At 45.7% G+C, this 18,170-nt stretch carries 19 protein-coding genes and 1 tRNA gene; 18 read left to right on the top strand and 2 right to left on the bottom strand.

The genetic code is table 11. From position 1 onward, the window contains the following. Nucleotides 1-54 precede the first annotated feature (54 nt). The 14 genes from mltG (at nucleotide 55) to EXU85_RS12770 (ending at nucleotide 11,453) form a co-directional block, all read left to right on the top strand. Entirely contained in the window at nucleotides 55-1,092 is a 1,038-nt protein-coding gene (gene mltG, locus EXU85_RS12830; protein WP_142772461.1) for an endolytic transglycosylase MltG, read from the top strand. A 120-nt stretch (nucleotides 1,093-1,212) separates the two neighbouring features. Continuing rightward, nucleotides 1,213-1,626: a thioesterase family protein gene (locus tag EXU85_RS12825; RefSeq protein ID WP_142772460.1), complete on the top strand. Its 414-nt coding sequence runs from the start codon at nucleotides 1,213-1,215 to the stop codon at nucleotides 1,624-1,626. Between the two features lie 101 nt (nucleotides 1,627-1,727). Continuing rightward, nucleotides 1,728-2,684 carry a YihY/virulence factor BrkB family protein gene (locus EXU85_RS12820; RefSeq protein ID WP_142772459.1) on the top strand — a complete coding sequence of 319 codons (957 nt, stop codon included), beginning with the start codon at nucleotides 1,728-1,730 and terminating at the stop codon, nucleotides 2,682-2,684. Between the two features lie 257 nt (nucleotides 2,685-2,941). After that, on the top strand, nucleotides 2,942-3,958 hold the full coding sequence (locus EXU85_RS12815; protein ID WP_142772458.1) for a glycosyltransferase: 1,017 nt from the start codon (nucleotides 2,942-2,944) through the stop codon (nucleotides 3,956-3,958). A 63-nt stretch (nucleotides 3,959-4,021) separates the two neighbouring features. Beyond that, a complete protein-coding gene (locus tag EXU85_RS12810; RefSeq protein WP_142772457.1) occupies nucleotides 4,022-4,642 on the top strand; it encodes an L-threonylcarbamoyladenylate synthase in 621 nt (206 codons plus the stop codon). A 104-nt stretch (nucleotides 4,643-4,746) separates the two neighbouring features. Beyond that, nucleotides 4,747-5,769, top strand: coding sequence for a hypothetical protein (locus EXU85_RS12805; RefSeq protein WP_210422466.1), 1,023 nt, complete (start codon nucleotides 4,747-4,749; stop codon nucleotides 5,767-5,769). Between the two features lie 492 nt (nucleotides 5,770-6,261). Then, nucleotides 6,262-6,591, top strand: coding sequence for a helix-turn-helix domain-containing protein (locus EXU85_RS12800; protein ID WP_142772456.1), 330 nt, complete (start codon nucleotides 6,262-6,264; stop codon nucleotides 6,589-6,591). Nucleotides 6,592-6,598: 7 nt separating this feature from the next. Next, nucleotides 6,599-7,750: an acyl-CoA desaturase gene (locus EXU85_RS12795; RefSeq protein ID WP_142772455.1), complete on the top strand. Its 1,152-nt coding sequence runs from the start codon at nucleotides 6,599-6,601 to the stop codon at nucleotides 7,748-7,750. Between the two features lie 73 nt (nucleotides 7,751-7,823). Further along, complete coding sequence (locus tag EXU85_RS12790) at nucleotides 7,824-8,726, top strand: cyclopropane-fatty-acyl-phospholipid synthase family protein (RefSeq protein WP_142772454.1); 903 nt, start codon at nucleotides 7,824-7,826, stop codon at nucleotides 8,724-8,726. Nucleotides 8,727-8,910: 184 nt separating this feature from the next. Then, nucleotides 8,911-9,807: a transglutaminase family protein gene (locus tag EXU85_RS12785; RefSeq protein ID WP_142772453.1), complete on the top strand. Its 897-nt coding sequence runs from the start codon at nucleotides 8,911-8,913 to the stop codon at nucleotides 9,805-9,807. Nucleotides 9,808-10,268: 461 nt separating this feature from the next. Then, the gene (locus EXU85_RS12780; protein WP_142772452.1) at nucleotides 10,269-10,454 is read left to right on the top strand and encodes a hypothetical protein; all 186 of its coding nucleotides are present in this window, start codon (nucleotides 10,269-10,271) and stop codon (nucleotides 10,452-10,454) included. Nucleotides 10,455-10,493: 39 nt separating this feature from the next. Next, on the top strand, nucleotides 10,494-10,709 hold the full coding sequence (locus tag EXU85_RS12775) for a hypothetical protein (protein ID WP_142772451.1): 216 nt from the start codon (nucleotides 10,494-10,496) through the stop codon (nucleotides 10,707-10,709). An 88-nt stretch (nucleotides 10,710-10,797) separates the two neighbouring features. After that, a complete protein-coding gene (locus tag EXU85_RS35330) occupies nucleotides 10,798-10,950 on the top strand; it encodes a hypothetical protein (protein ID WP_168207782.1) in 153 nt (50 codons plus the stop codon). Nucleotides 10,951-10,967: 17 nt separating this feature from the next. Further along, nucleotides 10,968-11,453 carry a hypothetical protein gene (locus EXU85_RS12770; protein WP_142772450.1) on the top strand — a complete coding sequence of 162 codons (486 nt, stop codon included), beginning with the start codon at nucleotides 10,968-10,970 and terminating at the stop codon, nucleotides 11,451-11,453. Nucleotides 11,454-11,511: 58 nt separating this feature from the next. On the opposite strand, the gene tig is transcribed toward EXU85_RS12770, so the two are convergent. Further along, nucleotides 11,512-12,867 carry a trigger factor gene (tig, locus tag EXU85_RS12765; RefSeq protein ID WP_142772449.1) on the bottom strand — a complete coding sequence of 452 codons (1,356 nt, stop codon included), beginning with the start codon at nucleotides 12,865-12,867 and terminating at the stop codon, nucleotides 11,512-11,514. Between the two features lie 110 nt (nucleotides 12,868-12,977). Next, a tRNA-Leu gene (locus EXU85_RS12760) sits at nucleotides 12,978-13,059 on the bottom strand. Between the two features lie 244 nt (nucleotides 13,060-13,303). Between EXU85_RS12760 and EXU85_RS12755 the strand changes: the two genes are divergently transcribed. The 4 genes from EXU85_RS12755 (at nucleotide 13,304) to EXU85_RS12740 (ending at nucleotide 18,047) form a co-directional block, all read left to right on the top strand. Next, nucleotides 13,304-15,574, top strand: a complete 2,271-nt coding sequence (locus EXU85_RS12755; RefSeq protein ID WP_142772448.1) for a bifunctional (p)ppGpp synthetase/guanosine-3',5'-bis(diphosphate) 3'-pyrophosphohydrolase — start codon at nucleotides 13,304-13,306, stop codon at nucleotides 15,572-15,574. A 150-nt stretch (nucleotides 15,575-15,724) separates the two neighbouring features. Beyond that, nucleotides 15,725-16,234 carry a Fur family transcriptional regulator gene (locus tag EXU85_RS12750; RefSeq protein ID WP_142772447.1) on the top strand — a complete coding sequence of 170 codons (510 nt, stop codon included), beginning with the start codon at nucleotides 15,725-15,727 and terminating at the stop codon, nucleotides 16,232-16,234. Between the two features lie 23 nt (nucleotides 16,235-16,257). Then, entirely contained in the window at nucleotides 16,258-16,731 is a 474-nt protein-coding gene (locus EXU85_RS12745) for a DUF3291 domain-containing protein (RefSeq protein WP_142772446.1), read from the top strand. A gap of 29 nt (nucleotides 16,732-16,760) precedes the next feature. Continuing rightward, complete coding sequence (locus EXU85_RS12740) at nucleotides 16,761-18,047, top strand: adenylosuccinate synthase (RefSeq protein WP_142772445.1); 1,287 nt, start codon at nucleotides 16,761-16,763, stop codon at nucleotides 18,045-18,047. Nucleotides 18,048-18,170 lie beyond the last annotated feature (123 nt).

Genomic DNA, 18,170 nt, shown 5'->3' with positions numbered 1-18,170 from the left:
TTCTCTTGAGTATCGTTATCCATTATCCATTATCAATTATACATTCTTTTTCGTATGTCTCGTAATTTTAAAATTGCCCTGTTCCTCACAGTCTCCATCCTGCTCACAACGTTTTCATTCTATTTCTGGCAGGTTTTCAAAAGCCCAAATCTTCAGGTAAACGATGGCGATAAAACGTTTGCGTTGTTGATTCCCCGCGGGGCTACGTTCGAATCGGTGATGGATACCCTTAAAACGCATAAGGTCATCAACGACGAAACATCCTTCCGGTTTCTGGCCAAGATGATGAAATATCCTGAGCTGGTTAAAGAAGGACGTTATGAAATCAAACCGCTTATGGGCAACCGCGAAGCCTTGGTCAAACTTCGCAGTGGTAATCAGGATGCTATGCCTGTAACCTTCAATAGCATGCGGCAAAAAAGCGACCTTATTCAGCGAGTCGGCAGTAAGTTCGAGTTTGGTCCCGAAGCGCTGGGCAAGTTACTGAATGATCCAGCTACCTGCCAGAAATTCGGCTTCGATACTACAACGATTGTCTGTTTGTTTCTGCCCAATACCTATGAGATGTTCTGGACAATCAAGCCCGAAGCGTTTCTGGAGCGGATGGGTACTGAATACAAAAAATTCTGGACACCCGACCGTCAGGCCAAAGCGAAAGCCCTGGGCATGAGCCAAACACAGGTACAGGTGCTGGCGTCTATTGTGGCCGCAGAAACCAATAAGCGGGACGAGCAACCGCGGGTAGCGGGCGTTTACCTAAACCGCTTAAAACGAGGCATTAAACTGGAAGCCGATCCAACCGTAATTTTTGCCCTCCGTGATTTTGGCATCCGTCGGCTGTTGAATAAACAACTCACCGTCGATTCGCCCTACAATACGTATCGTTATGCAGGGCTCCCCCCTGGGCCTATCAACCTCCCAGCCCCAGCCACGATTGATAATGTCCTGAACGCCGAGCAACACGATTATCTATACTTCGTAGTCGACGCCCGATTCAATGGTTACCATACATTCTCCAAAACGCTGGCCGAACACATAGCCAACGCCCGGTTATATCAGGAAGCTTTGACACGAATGAAGATTATGAAATAAAAGGAGGAAGGGGAGTAACGGGAGGAGAGGGAAGAAAGGGAGAAGAAAAGTCTTAGTTAACATCCTCCCTCTCCTCCCGTTACTCCCCTTCCTGCCTCTCCTCCTTTACTCCCCTTTTTTATGATTACCCACAACATTACCGACATTCGGGTGAGGTATTACGACACTGACCAAATGGGCATTGTGTATTACGGAAATTACGCCCGCTTTTATGAAATTGGGCGGGTTGAAGCCCTTCGTCATCTAGGATTGACCTATAAAAAAATGGAGGAAGATGGCATTTCCATGCCAGTCTATGATCTCAATTCCCGGTTTATCAGACCTGCGAAATATGATGATCTACTCACCATTCGGGTTACCATTCCACAACTTCCTAAAACCCGGCTAATGTTTGATTACGAGATTTTCAATCAGGACGGCCAATTACTGAATACGGGGCAAACTACCCTTGTATTTGTCAGAACGGAAACCGGCAGACCCTGTGCAGCTCCGCCTGAACTGGTCGAGGCCGCTAAACCTTTTTTTGAACAATAATTGCTGATCGTCAGTCAATAGTAGGCAGGCAACAAGCAGAAGCCAACTATTCACTGACAACTAGCGACCTCGCACGGGCGCCCCGTAACGACTTTTGCACTATGTACGACAAGCTATTGGGGTTAAAGACATTCCGAAAGGTTAGGGTTTGGTTGCATAGTCATCATCCCTTCAACTCTAAAACAACCTGGTATGCATTTTTGAAGCGAATGCTTGCCCAAATTACGGATAACGACACCAGCGAACGCGCTGCATCTGTATCATATAGCTTAATTCTGGCGGTTTTCCCAACGGTGATTTTCTTCTTCACCCTGATTCCTTATATCACCTTTATCCCTGATCTTCAGAAGCAGATCATGGATTTTTTTGAGGAGGTCCTACCGGGGAATACTTTCAGCATGGTTGATACCACAATACAGGATATTATCAGTCGCCCCCAGAGTGGAGTACTTTCATTTGGTTTCTTTCTGGCTTTATACTCGGCTACGAGTGGTTTGGTGGCGCTCATGCAAGCCTTCAACTCTTCTTATCATTCGGCAGAAAAGCGCAGTTTTTTTAAAATTCGTGCCATTGCCATTGGCTTGACGTTTACACTGGCCTTTGCGCTGATTCTGGCGATTGTTGTCTTGATAATCGGGGGAATTGTAAGCGACTACCTACTTCACTTTGGCATCCTGAACAACGTTGTTTTTATTAACTTACTGGCTATAGGCAGGTATTTAGTTGTTTTTGCGGTGTTCGTAGGTGCCGTTTCAGTCATCTACCGCTTTGGCCCGAATGTAAACATGAATTGGATCTTTATCATGCCGGGGGCCATAACAGCGTCGGTTCTGATCGTGTTAACAACCTTCGGTTTTTCCTACTATATCTCCAATTTTGGTTCGTACAACAAAGTTTATGGGTCAATCGGTACAGTGATTGCGTTGATGATCTGGATCAACTTAATCTCCTTACTACTCATTCTTGGTTTTGAAATGAATGTTTCGCTCTACAATCTGGAAGGAGACAAACACCCTAGTGTAGCGGCAAAAACAACAAACGCCACCTCAGAGACTTGAGATGACGTTTGCAAAACCTAACCCATAAATGTAAAAGCACACGCTACAGTCAGACGCCAAATTGGCACGGTCGTAACGCGTTCGTTTTAGAAAATGGCCAAAAGCGTGCCAGTTTTACATTTTGGGGAAAATATCTTTACTAAATGGTTCTGATTTTAGTAGATGGCGAATCAGCCGCTTACGCACCTTTAGGTAGCTAATTATAAATCAAGCAGTTTGGCTGTTTTTTAGCTTCAGAGCAAAATGCTGTTTTTTTTATGAGTTCTGTCTCCACCGGATCAAACCCCTCCCAGCTAATACCTTGCCAAAATCTGATTAATCCGCTGGTAACTGTTATCTGCATCTGTTATAACCACCAAAATTATGTTGTACAAGCCCTCCAATCGGTGGTTGAACAGGACTATTCCAACCTGGAGCTACTCATCATTGACAACGGTAGTACAGATCGGTCGGTAGAGCGGATTACCGAATTTATCCAGCCCTATCCAGCTATCCGTTTTATACGGAACCCAGTCAACCTGGGATTAACCAAAGCATTTAATCAAGGATTAACAGTAACTAGAGGCCAATACATCATAGACCTGTCGGCCGATGATGTATTGTTACCCAGTCGGATCACTAAACAGGTATCATTGTTTGAGCAGTTACCCACTGAATATGGGGTTGTCTTTTCGAACGCAGGGTATATTAACACAAAAGGTCAGCTAATTGGGTATCATTACGAAATTGATACGCATGGCTTCGCGCTTGCTACCATACCTACCGGAAGTATCTTCCGAAACATTCTGGAATCTTATTTTATTTGTACGCCCACAATGATGATGCGCCGGGCTGTACTGGGTGAACTAGGAGGCTATGATGAAACCTTAAGCTACGAGGATTTTGATTTCTGGGTACGGTCGTCACGGTATTACCAATATGCTTACCTCGACGAGGTATTGACGTTAAAACGGCAACTGCCCAGATCCATGTCAACGCAGGTAGTGCAGCCCAACAACAACCTACTTGCCTCAACATTAGTCGTTTGTCAGAAAGCGTTTACCCTTTGTGTTACTCCCGATGAGTTCCAGGCATTAGCTACCCGGCTTCAAACGTTTATTCGGAAAGCATTTTACGCAGAACAAGTTGATCTGGTTTTCCAGTTCGATCATCTTCTTCGTCAAATTGCCCAGCCAAACTTACTAACCAGGTTTATTCTCGCCCTAAACCACTTACAGCTACCAGTCAACATCGTATATCAACTGTATCTCAAGCTGCGTTCGAAACCGCTTTAGGTGGTTTTTGGTTTATAGGTTATGGTAGTTGGTACCAACTACCATAAATCAACTACCATTATCATGTCTGCTGAATTTATTAAGCTTTATCCAAAAAACCCTGACCCACGCCGGATTGATCATATCGTGAAAGCCCTGCGTGATGGGGCCGTTATTATTTATCCAACGGATACCATTTACGGAATGGGCTGCGATATTCATAATGCACGGGCAGTTGAACGGGTAGCCCGCATAAAAGGGATTAAACCCACCAAGAATGATTTTTCATTTATATGCTACGACCTGAGTCATATTGCCGATTATGCCCGCGTGAGTAACCAGGCGTTTAAGTTGATGAAAAGTGTGTTGCCGGGTCCCTTCACATTCATTCTCCAGGCAACTAACAATGTTCCTAAGTTGCTCAATACCAACAAAAAAACGGTAGGTATTCGTGTGCCCGACAATGACATCCCAAGGCTCATTGTACATGAGCTCGGTAACCCGATTATTACCACTTCGATTCGCGATGAGGATGAAATTATTGAGTACTCAACTGATCCGGAATTGATTTTTGAGAAATTCCAGAATCAGGTAGATATCGTAATTGATGGGGGATACGGCGGAAATGTACCCTCAACAATTGTGGATGCTACCGACGATGATTTCTCCGTGATTCGCCAGGGGCTGGGTGAATTAGTACTTTGAAAAGTTACAATAAGATTCTATACTTGCACCGTAGGGTTAATACTCCTTTACACTGGAGGCTAACCCTTTTTTTGCGAATCATCTTTTTAACTCATTATTTTAGTATGCGCTTTTCTTTAGCCGCGCTCTCCGTGCTGGCGGTTTGTCAGATTGCTGGTTGCTCTTCTTCATCCAAACAGGACGATTCGTCAAAAACAGGCAAACTCACTGCCGAAGCCACCGCAAAACCAACCACACCTCCCGATTCTTCCGGCAAACCCGCACCGGAACCGATTGCCTCAACCCGTGGTGTGAGCACTGGAGATTCAACCCTCGATTCGCTAACCTTTACTCCCCCTGCTGGACCTCTCCTGCCTAAATACCGCATTTTTGCGTACTATGGCAATCCACATTCCAAGAAAATGGGAGCACTGGGCAAATACCCAAAGGAGGAAATGCTTCAACGGCTGGATAATGAAATTAAAAACTGGCAGAAAGCCGATCCTGCCACACCCATACAGCCCGCCTTGCATTTAGTGGCAACATCGGCCCAGGGTGCTCCTGGCAAAGATGGTGGCTACCGGATGCGGATGTCGGATAAAACCATTAAGAAAGTACTGAAATGGGGCAATGAGCACAAAGCCATTGTCTTTCTGGATATTCAACGTGGCCATGCCCCCCTTGGTCCCGAGATGGAATACATGACAAAATACCTAAAATTACCCTTCGTACACCTGGGGATTGACCCGGAGTTTTCGATGGTAACGGGTGCTAAACCAGGCACCAAAATTGGCTCGTACGATGCCGCTGATGTTAATCAGGCCGTTCAGTTTCTAAGCCGGATTGTCAAAGAAAACAATCTACCTCCCAAAGTACTGGTTGTACATCGCTTTACGCAGGGGATGATTAAAAACTATAAGAATATCAAACTCGACCCGAATGTACAGATAGTGATGGACATGGATGGCTGGGGACCACCAGTGTTAAAGAAAGACTCGTATCATGATTATATCCAGAAAGAACCCGTACAGTACACGGGCTTCAAGTTGTTTTACGAAAACGATTTCCGCAAACCAGGTTCTCGCATCATGACCCCCGAAGAGGTACTGGCCCTGACCCCAAAACCAATGTATATCCAGTATCAGTAGACTATCATAGAGCGTGGATTAAGCCAAAACGCTTGAATAACCTACGCCAAAACTGGCTACAGCATCCATTTTCTAAAATCCTCCAGAAGTAGCTCTTGTGTTCAGTAAGAGCTACTTCTGGAGGATTTTTCTCGTGTGTAAATCTTATACCGCCAACTCATCGTATATACTTTATCGGTGTTGATTTCGAAATCCACCTAAACTTACTTATGTGTAAGTCTATTACCAAATATATAGTTGGTCTATAGTATAATTGCCTTCTTCTTTATTCGTTAAGTTTTTATAGGTTAGTTTGAGTAACGATAGTATTGTATATCTTGCAGAAGTTTGCTCTACTCAACATAGTTTTCCGATTAGGTTAACCTATCTCAACTTCGGTCCAGTCTTATTTTTCATTTTTACTCATTACCCTTATCGTACATATCTACAGTTTTCCAGAGTTCATTTCCCTGGGGAAATATGCTCCTACGGTTCAATTGAATGGCGGTAGCTATGTCAACTAACCGCAATGAGAACGCCCCAAATCCAGACCTGCACTTGATTAGCAAAGCGCTGGCAATGATTTGCGGAAAATGGAGATTGTATATTATCCTGCTTTTGGGCGAGCAAACGCTCCGGTACACTCAGCTCAGTGAGTTACTGCCCGGTATCAGTGAGAAGGTCCTTGCTGGCGAATTAAAAGCACTGGTAGCACTGGGTGTAATGAAACGAAAGGCATATGCAGAAATGCCCCCGCGTGTAGAGTATAAATTATCAAAAAAAGGCCGATTAGCCTTGCCGGTCCTGAACCAGCTTCAGGAAATCGGTCAACTATTTAATTGATTTATTGATGCGAACCCCATTAAAATTTAAGGATACAAGTCGATCACAATTCTATGCAACCGTTCGTAAACGAGTTGATACTTATTTTAGCGAAAGAGCCCTTTCGCCACATGCTAATGGGGCAATGTGGGCAAAGGCGAGTTTCTTTTTAATTGGGTATGCCCTGCTCTATGGCTTAATTATATCGAACCAGTTTGGTACCTGGCCCATGCTGGGGATGGCCATTGTACTAGGCATGTTTGCTGCGTTCATTGGCTTTAACATCTCACATGATGGCTTACATGGTGCTTTTTCTGCCCATAGCGGAGTCAATCGGGTATTAGGTAACAGCTTTTATCTGCTGGGCGCAAATCCCTACATCTGGAAAATTACCCATAACGTTGTTCACCATACGTACACGAATATTCCAGGTCATGATGAAGACATTGAGCTCGCACCAGGACTGGTTCGTTTAGACCCACAGGAAGAGGTTCGTCCCTGGCATCGCTATCAGCAGTGGTATACCTTTCCATTATATGCATTAGCCTCCCTATCATGGGTATTTCGAAAAGATTTCGTTAAATTTTTCAAGAGTCAGATTGGTCACCACGACAATTCATGCCATCCCCGAAGCGAGTACATCAAGCTATTCGTTTCCAAAGCCATTTATTACTTCTTTTTTCTGGTTCTCCCCTTCTTAGTACTTGATTTGGACTGGTGGCAAATTCTGATTGGTTTTGTGTTGATGCACCTGGCCGAAGGCTTAGTGTTAGGCCTTGTTTTTCAGTTAGCTCATGCCGTTGAAGGCACTGATTTCCCGCTGCCCAATGAACAGGGTGACATCCTGAACGCCTGGGCTATCCACCAGATGCACACAACAGCCAACTTCGCCCCCGATAGTGCGATGGCGGCTTTTCTGTGTGGCGGGTTAAATCGTCAGATTGAACACCATTTGTTTCCTAAGGTTTGCCATATTCATTATCCGGTTATTTCAACCATCGTTAAGGATACTGCTCATGAATTTGGACTTCCTTATCTGGAAAATCGAAGCTTCGGTTCGGCTCTGGCATCGCACTTCCGCCTTTTACGCCAATTGGGTCGTCAGACCGATTCGCTGCCCGTAGAGGTGAAGCCAATGGCCCGTAAAAACCCTGCTACCAAACCAGTTCTATCCAGTTAAACGATAGGCCTCTTTTGCATTTAATTGCCCCCCTTTCTTAACTCACCTTGTACTCAAAATTTCTCCTCGTTTTATGGCCTCCCAACAAGACCTTGATTTCACGTACACAACTATTGATAAAATTTTTCGCCTGAGCGTAGGAGAAACTGGTGATTATAGCGGGGCTATGTATAATGGCGATTTTTCGCTAACGCTCGAACAAGCTCAGCGCCAGAAACATACTTTTATTGCTGATAGCCTACGTGTAGGTAAAGGAACACGAATACTCGACATGGGTTGTGGCTGGGGACCTTTCTTAACCTTTGTGAAGCAACGTGGGGCCATCGGACGTGGCGTAACCCTTTCTAAAGGCCAGGCTGAAGCCTGCCGGGCCAATGGGCTGGAGGTTGATATAAAAGATTGCCGATTGATTACGCCAGCCGATTATGGTACGTTCGATGCAGTAAGCTGTATTGGCGGGATGGAGCACTTCTGTTCCGTTGAGCAATATCAGGCGGGTCAGCAGGATCAGGTGTACGCCGATTTTTTCACGAAACTCAACGATCTGCTACCTGTTGGTGGTCGTTTCTATATGCAGACCATGGTGTTCGGAAAAAATATGATTCCGTTTGAGGAAATCAGCCTGGACGCCCCCAAAGAATCGCCTTCCTATGCCTTGGCGCTGATGATTGCCCAGTTTCCGGGTTCATGGCTACCGTACGGTCCTGAACAGGTCATTCGGAACGCCAAGCCGTATTTTAAGCTCGTATCGCAAAGCAGCGGCCGACTCGATTATATTGAAACCATTGGCCAGTGGCGCAAGCGATTCCGGGCTTTCAACCTAAAGAAGTACTTCCTCTATGCTTCGCTGCTACCGAAATTATTGACAAATAAACCATTTCAGGATCTGATCGCGGTGTTCAGGGTAAGCCCAAACCGGGTTTGTTTCCAGAATGAGACGATGGAACATTACCGGCTGGTGTTTGAAAAAGTATAAGACGTTAGGCAGAATCGAACTATGTTTTTGTGTGACTCCAAAGGAGTCAAATGTTTATAGAAAGGCCAAGTTTGCTATAATCATCTGACCCGACGGGGTCACACCAGGCAATAAATGATATAATCTAATTCTGCGTGATTGCTTACGTATCCTGGCAAATTTAGATTCACTTATTCAAATCATTATGGCCGTTCGTGTCGCTATTCACCACCATACTCAGTACGATTACGATCGGACAGTTCATCTGTCACCTCATTTCATCCGACTTAAACCCGCAGCGCATTGTCCGGCAATAATTGAATCCTATTCGTTAACCGTTCAACCAGCCAATCATGTAATTCACTGGCAACAAGATCCGTTTGGCAACTTTATCGCTCGTGTCGATTTCTGGGAACCCATGCAACTGATGTCTATTGATGTGGACATCGTTGCAAGACTAGAGCCGGTAAATCCCTTCGATTTTTTCCTGGACACATACGCAGAATCGTTTCCTTTTGACTACGAAGCGCAGTTAAAAAAAGACCTTATACCCTATCTGGAGGTTGACGAGCCAGGCCCTGCTTTATCCAGATGGTTACAGCAGGTCGATCAAACCAAACAGAATACGATCAGCTTCCTGATTAAACTGAACCAACAGGTTAATCAGGATATTGCGTATAGCACCCGAATGGAACCTGGTGTTCAAACACCCGAGGAGACCTTAACTTTAGCCATTGGCTCCTGCCGTGATTCAGGCTGGTTAGTTGTCCAGATTTTGCGGCATCTGGGTCTGGCAGCCCGCTTTGTTTCTGGTTATCTGGCACAGGTCAGGATGGAGAAGACGGATGAGAATGATTCAGCTAATCCCGAGGAACGAAACTCACTTGCTTTACACGCTTGGACAGAAGTATTTATACCCGGTGCTGGCTGGATTGGTCTTGACCCAACGTCTGGCATGTTAGCCACTGAAGGTCATATTCCGCTAGCCTGTACCTCTACGCCAGCTGCGGCAGCCCCGTTAACTGGCACTACCGATCTCTGCGAAACAACGTTTACCTATTCCAATACCTTGACGCACCTTCCAGATGAGCAGTCTGTATAAGAATAAGTATTTCAGCTATTTATAATCATTTTGGTCGTAAACGTGTTGATAGATTACAACCCTTGTTGTGCGCTTGTTTAAAGGCAGTAAAATGCCGTTGATAATGGATGAATACCCAAATACAGTCAGCACCAAGCACAGCCTGCGCACCTCATTGAAAACCTCTCCGCTACTCCCCCCAAGGGCATTAAGAGCACCTTACGTCATTTACCAATCAACTTCAGATACACGGATTGGTATTGATGTTGTCCCGTCAATTTTGCCCATCCTTTCCAACAGTTCACCCAATATATTTTTTCAGAATCATCTTGGCCATGGCTAACGATCAGCCTAAAAAAGTGGCAACCAAAGAGCCTAAAGCACAGGGTACGCCTAGTGCCTACGTATGAACAGCGCGAATCGACTTCAGTCCTGAATTCGTTATCCGCCAACGTCTCTTCAAAAGATAAAAAATAAGCAACATGAATACTACGCCAAAGTTAACCGCTCAGGAACGTCAGCGAGCGGCCCATCAACTAGTCGAAGCTAGTAAGAAGCCTTATATTGCCCGTGGATTGTCCCGAGCCGTCCTGTATTTAACCGACGAACAAGCGGCTAAACGGGATGACCTGATTCCTCAATTTGGGCAGTTACCCACGGCGCATTAAGTACATCGACAGCGCATTTACCCTGTTAATCAAGTCAACATGACAATTATTTTTAATTACCTGTTTACGCAAACCAGAGACGGTTTTATAACCCGAGTTCCAGTTCGTATTCAGGCAGGAGGCTTGTTGGAGAAAGGGATAAACCTGGATACTTTCAATTTAAATGGCGTTGATCTGCATCAATGGATGGGCAAAAGCTTAGACGTTGATATTGAAGGTGGCATTTATTCCATCAGTGGATTGGCTGACCAATAAAGCCACAGATAGAAATTGGTTTTAGCGATTTCTACAACCCAACTTACCCAATTCACGATTACCCAAACCAGCCAATAGCTACAAAAAAATGGTTCAAAAACTCATTAGCAACTTCGTTAGGATGATTCAACAGATTGGTTGGGGTGATTTGTCCGACCGGACGTTTCGCCCAGTCATTATCCAGGATCACAGACCCGACAAATCCATCAGGACAGGTCTGATTCAGGACCGACGCCCGTAATCAAATACCCTTATCCTATGAATACATCAACTAGTTTATACACGGCTGATCAGATTAAGCAACGGCTAAATCGGGCACATCAGCTTCTTGAGTCTTCCTTATTCGATCCAACTTCACTCGATACGGGTTCCTGGAAAGTAGCTTTTGCCGAACTAATCATGGTCAGCGACGAGTTGCTGAATCAATCGCAGCAGTTAGGCCACCGAATCGATTTTTATGAGGGTGTAGGTGTATCCGGCAAGATTCAGGATATCACCTCATTAGTAGAATGGATGCGTGCCTGTTTACCAGTGTCCATTGCCGATTTGGCCGGGCAGTTAACTACGCAACGCTTGAATCGTTACTTTAATCAGGGGACCGGCTATTTTGCCAATGGGTCTTTTTTCACCGGCGAGTTTGACAATGAGCTCGCTCTATTTATCGACGATCAGCGAATCTATTTAAAACGACAGCTTGGTCGGGCTATTCAGGAAGCCGAGCCCTATTTACTCCATCTGAATTAAATATAAAGAGGCCCGATCTGAAAAGACCGGGCCTCTTTTATTACAGTACGAGAATCAACTACCGGTTCTCAACCAGTGCCTTAAACTCGTCGACACTGATCTCCTGCGATACAATAGTTAGTTGTGTTTTGGCATAACCAATTACTTTATCGTCAAATACCCGATTGAAGGTACTCGTGTAATTCTGTCCATTGTTCTTTTCGTCCATTAGGTAGTTACGGGCGATGCGGTCAATGGTTTTGTTCATCTCCTCATCTTCGCTACCGGCAAAACCGAACTGCTCACGTACCATTTGACGGGTAGCATTCAGCACTTCTTCAAATTCAACTTTGATGTCGGCTTTGTCAGCAATTTTATTTTTGATGAGCTGTAGTTTAACCGACTTCGTAAAGTCGTCGTACTGCTCGTCAATTTGCTCAGGGGTGAACTTCCCTTCATTTACTTCCATCAACCAGTTTTTCAGGAACTCGTCAGGTAGCAAAATTGGGGTATTTTCGATCAATGATTTCTCGATATCTAAACGCAACAGCTGGTCCGATTCACGGCTATAGTTGCTCCGAATAATTTCGGCCACTTTCGTGCGGAATTGTTCTTCATTTTCAACAGCACCTACGCCCAGCACTTTATCAAAAAACTCCTGATTCAGTTCGGCCGGCTCATGACGGGTAATGTCGTCAATGGCAAAGGTGAACTCACCAGTTAGTTCAGCAGCCTCTTCTTTTTTCACACCGGTAGCGTTAGCACGGGATTTCTCATCCGGGAATGCTTGCTCCAGTACAAACGTAACAACGTCACCTTTTTTCTTACCCACAAACTGACCTTTGGCATCTTCTGCCATCTGGTTCATCGGGAATGCAGTCTTGGCCGAAAATAATTCACCTTCGCCAGTTGTCTGCTTCAGTTCGCCATAAATGGTATCGCCATCACTAACTTCCTCTCCATGTGCATGCGCGTGGAAACGCTCCTGTAAATCAGCAATGGTTGAATCTATTTCAGCTTCGCCCGCCTGAATTTCGTAGTTTGTTACACTTGGCAGATCGCTGAAATCAATATCGAATTCCGAAGCCAGACCCAGTGTATAACTGAACGCAAAATCGGTTTGGTTGTCCCAGTCGATAGCATCCGCTTCATCGCGATTTGGAACGGGATCGCCTACAACCTGCAATTTATTTTCGCGGATATAGTCACTAACCGTCTTGCTGAGCATAGAATTGATCTCATCGACCAGAATGCTTTTACCGTACATCTTTTGCACGAGCGAAGCGGGTACGTGGCCAGGACGGAATCCCTTTAACTGAACCTTACGACCGTAGTCTTTCAGTTTCTTATCAACTTCTGGCTTGTAGTCGGCTGGAGTTAGGGTAATCTTCAGCGAAGCATTGGTATCGCTGGCTTTTTCGAGGGTAATATCCACGTTTGTATCGGTTTAAAATGGTGAATGAGCGAATGAGAGATTGAGCGAATGTTAGTCAATGCGACAAATTACAATTCACTCATTCACTCAATCACTCATTCAAAACTTTGTACGGGCGGAGGGACTCGAACCCCCATGCCTTGCGGCACCAGATCCTAAGTCTGGCACGTCTACCAATTTCGCCACGCCCGCAGGTAGCCGTCAATGAACAACGTAGAATGAATAATGTACAGTGGCTGTACAACCCTTATTCATCATGCATTTTACATTATGCACTGGTTTCGGAGTGCAAAAGTACGAAAGTTTTTCAACTCTCCAAGGAATTTTATAGAAGGTTTTATTTTTAGCTCATCTTGGCTCTATTTTCGATTATTATTTTGTTATCTTGGTAGTACGAGTACAACCGACGGGTAATGCCCAACCAAAGACACCACCTATGATGAATGCAGTCGAACATCGACCTGGCGCTGAACCCACAATTGATTTAGAACTGGAACGACAGGAAATCCTGAAACGCTACCGGCGGCTATTGCGGGCGGCAAAACCAATGCTGAAGGGGGATGACGCCAAGCTGATTAAAAAGGCGTTCAATACCTCAGCCGAGGCTCACAAGAACATGCGTCGTCGGTCAGGAGAGCCCTATATCTACCATCCACTGGCTGTTGCACAGATTGCTGTAGAAGAAATTGGCTTAGGCACCACCAGTATCGTTGCCGCTCTCCTCCACGATGTTGTTGAAGATACAGACACTACGATTGCCGATATTGACCGGGCATTTGGACCCAAAGTAGCTCGGATTATTGACGGACTAACCAAGATTTCGGGCTTTTTTGAATACGGCTCCTCACAGCAGGCTGAAAACTTCCGAAAGATGCTGCTGACGCTGTCAGACGACGTCCGGGTGATTCTGATTAAGCTTGCTGACCGGCTCCACAATATGCGAACGCTGGACTCCATGCCCCGCGATAAGCAATTGAAAATTGCCTCCGAAACGATTTACATCTATGCGCCATTGGCACACCGCCTGGGTCTGTACACGATTAAATCGGAGCTGGAAGATTTGTATCTGAAGCACGTTGAGCCGGAGGCCTACAAGGACATTGCCAAAAAATTACGCGAGACCCGACTTGCCCGCGACCGATTTATTGGTCGCTTTATCGAACCAATTGAGAAAGACCTTGCCGAAACAGGTATTAAATACGTCATTAAAGGTCGGCCCAAGTCCATTTACTCAATCTGGACCAAGCTTAACAAATCGAAAAAGCCCTTCGAGGAAATTTACGATCTGTTCGCAGTCCGTATTATTCTGGATGTTCCACCCGAAGAAGAAAAAGCCGCTTGCTGGCGAGCCTATTCCATCGTAACGGACCACTACAAACCCAACCCCGACCGCCTGAAAGACTGGATCAGTACGCCACGTACCAATGGCTATGAGTCGTTACACACAACGGTTATGAGTCGTTTGGGGCAATGGGTTGAAGTTCAGATTCGGACCGAGCGGATGAATGACATTGCCGAGAAAGGGTACGCAGCCCACTGGAAATACAAAGGCAATGATACGCAGACCGGTGCCGGTATTGAAGCCTGGATTAGTCAGGTTCGTGACATGATCGAGTCGGCAGGCAGTGGCGACAAAAAAGCAGCCATTGAGTTCGTTGACGATTTTCGAAGCAATCTATACAGTGAAGAAGTCTTCGTCTTTACACCCAAAGGTGATCTTCAGGTATTGCAACGCGGAGCCACGGCACTTGATTTTGCCTTTGATATTCATACCCAGATTGGGGCTCGGTGTATGGCGGCCAAGGTTAACAATACCCTGGTACCGCTGAGTTACGTCCTGCAAAATGGTGATCAGGTAGAGGTCATTACCTCAAACCGGCAAAAACCAAACGAAGACTGGCTTCGCTTTGTCGTTACCTCAAAGGCCAAGACCAAGATCAAAGACCTAATTAAGGAGGAGAATAAGCGCTACGTGACCGATGGCCGTGAGCTGGTCAACAAAAAGTTACGCTTACTTCGAATTGAGATGACCAACGAGGTGATCAACCAGTTACGGGCTTATTTCGGCTCTAAAACAACGGATGATTTCTTTTATCGGGTTGGAAAAGGTCATATCGATGTTGCTGAACTTAAGAAATTCAAGTCCGATAAGGAAGCCAAAGAAAACCGTACTAATAAGCTCAATACCGATGCCTTGCCTGACGCCAAGGCATTTGTCAAAGAACTTAAGAAAATTCACGGCGAACGGGCCGACGCCGATATGCTCCTCATTGGTGAGGACATGGATAAGATCGACTACACGCTGTCAAAATGTTGCAACCCCATTTCGGGCGACGATGTGTTTGGGTTTGTTACGATTAACGAAGGCATTAAAATTCACCGGGTTACCTGTCCGAACGCCGTCGAGCTGATGTCGAATCATGGCAACCGGATTATCAAGGCTAAATGGACATCCCAGAAAGAACTGGCGTTTCTGGCGGGCCTTCGCATTACCGGTACTGACCGCGTAGGCTTAATCAACGATGTGACCCGGGTCATTAGTAACGAGTTGCATATCAACATGCGCTCCGTCGCCATTGATTCAAAAGACGGTATTTTTGAAGGCAACATTCGACTCTACGTCCACGATACGGGCCACCTCGAAATTCTGATGCATAAACTTGAGCGCGTCCAGGGCGTGTTTGAGGTTGTGCGATTCGACTCTTAATGAGACAGTTTGAAATTTATAGTTTGAAGTTTGAAGTTGACTGAAACAAGGCCTGATGATTAGGCCAGTGTGAACAAACTTCAAACATCAAACTATAAACTTCAAACCATAAACATCTACCTTTGTACTTTCACTTAATCGGAACCGGATATGCCTGCGCCGACACAAACGAATTTAGAGGCAGCCCAAATGATTTTTCGGGCTTACCTCGAACGAAAAGGCCTGCGAAAGACGCCTGAACGTTTTGCCATTCTTGAAGAGATTTATAATCGGCAAGACCACTTCGATGTGGATGAGTTGTATATCTCCATGAAGAATAAGAAGTATCGGGTTAGTCGGGCAACAGTCTATAACACCTTAGACGTGTTGGTTGACTGTGACTTAGTGACCAAGCACCAGTTTGGCCGAAATCTGGCCCAGTACGAAAAATCATATGGTTTCCGTCAGCACGATCACCTGATATGCACCGACTGCCATAAAGTAATGGAATTCTGTGACCCACGCGTTCAGAATATTCAGAACATGGTGGGCGATATGCTGAAATTCAACGTCATGCACCACTCTCTGATTTTCTACGGCTCCTGCGCACGCGATTTCTGTGAGAACAAAAAGGAAGGTCAGCAAGAAACCCAGGCTGTAGGCATGGTAATGGAAGAGTAATTTTCAGGTATGAGATTGACTGTATGCCGCTTGCTCAACTAAATATCTCCCGAATGCTGGCCCCCGATATCAATCATCCTATTATGGCTGATTTTGTGGCGCAACTCGATACGATTAATAAATTGGCCGAGTCAAGTACGGGATTTATCTGGCGATTAACAGGCGATGGGAATGATGCTACCAGCCTTCGCCCATTCGATGACGAACGAATCATCGTCAATATGTCGGTTTGGGAGTCGCTAGAATCGTTGCAGAACTTCGTCTTTAAAAGTATGCATACTGCGGTTATGAAAGACCGGAAGAAATGGTTCGAGAAACCGGATCAGCTAATGACTGTGCTGTGGTGGATTCCGGTAAGTCATGTACCAACGGTTGAGGAAGCGAAAGAACGGCTTGAGTTCCTGAATACAACCGGACCAGGCCCCAGCGCATTTACATTTCGGGAGATATGGCCGGAGACGTTTGTTAATGCCACTCAGAGTAGAGAATCAGTATAACTATAACCGCGTTAGCGGCTCATTCAAGAATGATCGATGTTTTATTAGGCCTCCAGTGGGGCGACGAAGGTAAAGGTAAAATTGTGGACGTACTGGCTCCACAATATCAGGTTGTAGCCCGTTTTCAGGGGGGCCCAAATGCTGGACACACCCTCGAATTCAATGGACTGAAACACGTACTACACCAGATTCCGTCCGGTATTTTTCGCGACGATATTCTCAACATCATCGGCAATGGCGTAGTGCTCGACCCGATTGTGTTTAAAAAAGAAATCGACGGGCTGGCGAAATACAACCTTTCCTTAACACAGAATCTACAGATTTCCCGTAAGGCTTCTATTATTCTACCAACCCATAGACTCCTGGATGCCGCTTACGAACAGGCAAAAGGTGAGTCGAAAATTGGCTCAACCCTGCGCGGAATTGGTCCAACCTATCAGGATAAAGTGGCCCGCCTGGGTCTGCGCGTAGGCGATGTTGAGTCGCCAAACTTTCGGGCAAAGTATGATAAACTGGTAGCCATTCACAAAGTAATTCTGGAGCAGAACAACTTCGATTATGCGTCGGTACTGCCCCAGTCAGAAGCTGAGTTTTTTGGCGCAGTCGAGTTCATGAAGCAGTTCCAATTAACGGATAGTGAATACGCCGTTAATGATGCCATACAAAGTGGCAGGAAGATTCTGGCCGAAGGTGCTCAGGGTTCACTGCTCGATATCGACTTCGGTTCGTACCCATTTGTAACCTCCTCCAGCACGATGACAGCCGGAGCCTGCACGGGTCTGGGCGTAGCTCCTCGTCAGATTGGCGAAGTTTATGGTATTTTCAAAGCCTACTGCACCCGCGTAGGAAGTGGCCCCTTCCCTACCGAACTCTCCGATGAAACGGGTGAGCGTATCCGGGCAGAAGGTCGCGAATTTGGTGCCACAACGGGTCGTCCGCGTCGGTGCGGCTGGCTCGACCTGCCTGCGCTGAAGTATGCCATTATGATTAATGGGGTAACCCAATTGGTCATGATGAAGGTGGATGTATTGAATATCTTCGACGAAATTAAGGTATGTACCCACTACCAACTTCCAGATGGCACCACTACGGAACAAATGCCATATGATCTCTGTGATACGGATGTGACGCCTATTTATCAATCGTTCAAAGGCTGGCAGGCCGACCTAACGAATATCCGTTCGTTCGAAGATGTACCCGCTGAGTTGGCCACGTACGTTTACTTCCTGGAAGATACGTTGGGCTTACCGATCAATTTTATCTCAACCAGCCCCGATCGCGAAGCCATTATTCATCGTCGGGCCGTAATTGCCTAAGCACGCCGATTAATTATACACAAAAAGAGCACTCGTATACACGAGTGCTCTTTTTGTGTAAATACCCTGGTAATCAAAATATTATACGTATGTTTACCTACCGACCTCTTGTAACTGCCTTCA

The sequence above is a fragment of the Spirosoma sp. KCTC 42546 genome, from assembly GCF_006965485.1.
Lineage (GTDB): Bacteria > Bacteroidota > Bacteroidia > Cytophagales > Spirosomataceae > Spirosoma.
Note: the sequence above shows the minus strand (reverse complement) of the source record. Positions and strands in the feature narration are given on the sequence as shown.

What these genes read in the sequence shown, in the direction of transcription:
- mltG (WP_142772461.1), top strand. Translation starts at nt 55, where the DNA reads ATGTCTCGTAATTTTAAAATTGCCCTGTTCCTCACAGTCTCCATCCTG.
- EXU85_RS12825 (WP_142772460.1), top strand. Translation starts at nt 1,213, where the DNA reads ATGATTACCCACAACATTACCGACATTCGGGTGAGGTATTACGACACT.
- EXU85_RS12820 (WP_142772459.1), top strand. Translation starts at nt 1,728, where the DNA reads ATGTACGACAAGCTATTGGGGTTAAAGACATTCCGAAAGGTTAGGGTT.
- EXU85_RS12815 (WP_142772458.1), top strand. Translation starts at nt 2,942, where the DNA reads ATGAGTTCTGTCTCCACCGGATCAAACCCCTCCCAGCTAATACCTTGC.
- EXU85_RS12810 (WP_142772457.1), top strand. Translation starts at nt 4,022, where the DNA reads ATGTCTGCTGAATTTATTAAGCTTTATCCAAAAAACCCTGACCCACGC.
- EXU85_RS12805 (WP_210422466.1), top strand. Translation starts at nt 4,747, where the DNA reads ATGCGCTTTTCTTTAGCCGCGCTCTCCGTGCTGGCGGTTTGTCAGATT.
- EXU85_RS12800 (WP_142772456.1), top strand. Translation starts at nt 6,262, where the DNA reads ATGTCAACTAACCGCAATGAGAACGCCCCAAATCCAGACCTGCACTTG.
- EXU85_RS12795 (WP_142772455.1), top strand. Translation starts at nt 6,599, where the DNA reads ATGCGAACCCCATTAAAATTTAAGGATACAAGTCGATCACAATTCTAT.
- EXU85_RS12790 (WP_142772454.1), top strand. Translation starts at nt 7,824, where the DNA reads ATGGCCTCCCAACAAGACCTTGATTTCACGTACACAACTATTGATAAA.
- EXU85_RS12785 (WP_142772453.1), top strand. Translation starts at nt 8,911, where the DNA reads ATGGCCGTTCGTGTCGCTATTCACCACCATACTCAGTACGATTACGAT.
- EXU85_RS12780 (WP_142772452.1), top strand. Translation starts at nt 10,269, where the DNA reads ATGAATACTACGCCAAAGTTAACCGCTCAGGAACGTCAGCGAGCGGCC.
- EXU85_RS12775 (WP_142772451.1), top strand. Translation starts at nt 10,494, where the DNA reads ATGACAATTATTTTTAATTACCTGTTTACGCAAACCAGAGACGGTTTT.
- EXU85_RS35330 (WP_168207782.1), top strand. Translation starts at nt 10,798, where the DNA reads ATGGTTCAAAAACTCATTAGCAACTTCGTTAGGATGATTCAACAGATT.
- EXU85_RS12770 (WP_142772450.1), top strand. Translation starts at nt 10,968, where the DNA reads ATGAATACATCAACTAGTTTATACACGGCTGATCAGATTAAGCAACGG.
- EXU85_RS12755 (WP_142772448.1), top strand. Translation starts at nt 13,304, where the DNA reads ATGATGAATGCAGTCGAACATCGACCTGGCGCTGAACCCACAATTGAT.
- EXU85_RS12750 (WP_142772447.1), top strand. Translation starts at nt 15,725, where the DNA reads ATGCCTGCGCCGACACAAACGAATTTAGAGGCAGCCCAAATGATTTTT.
- EXU85_RS12745 (WP_142772446.1), top strand. Translation starts at nt 16,258, where the DNA reads ATGCCGCTTGCTCAACTAAATATCTCCCGAATGCTGGCCCCCGATATC.
- EXU85_RS12740 (WP_142772445.1), top strand. Translation starts at nt 16,761, where the DNA reads ATGATCGATGTTTTATTAGGCCTCCAGTGGGGCGACGAAGGTAAAGGT.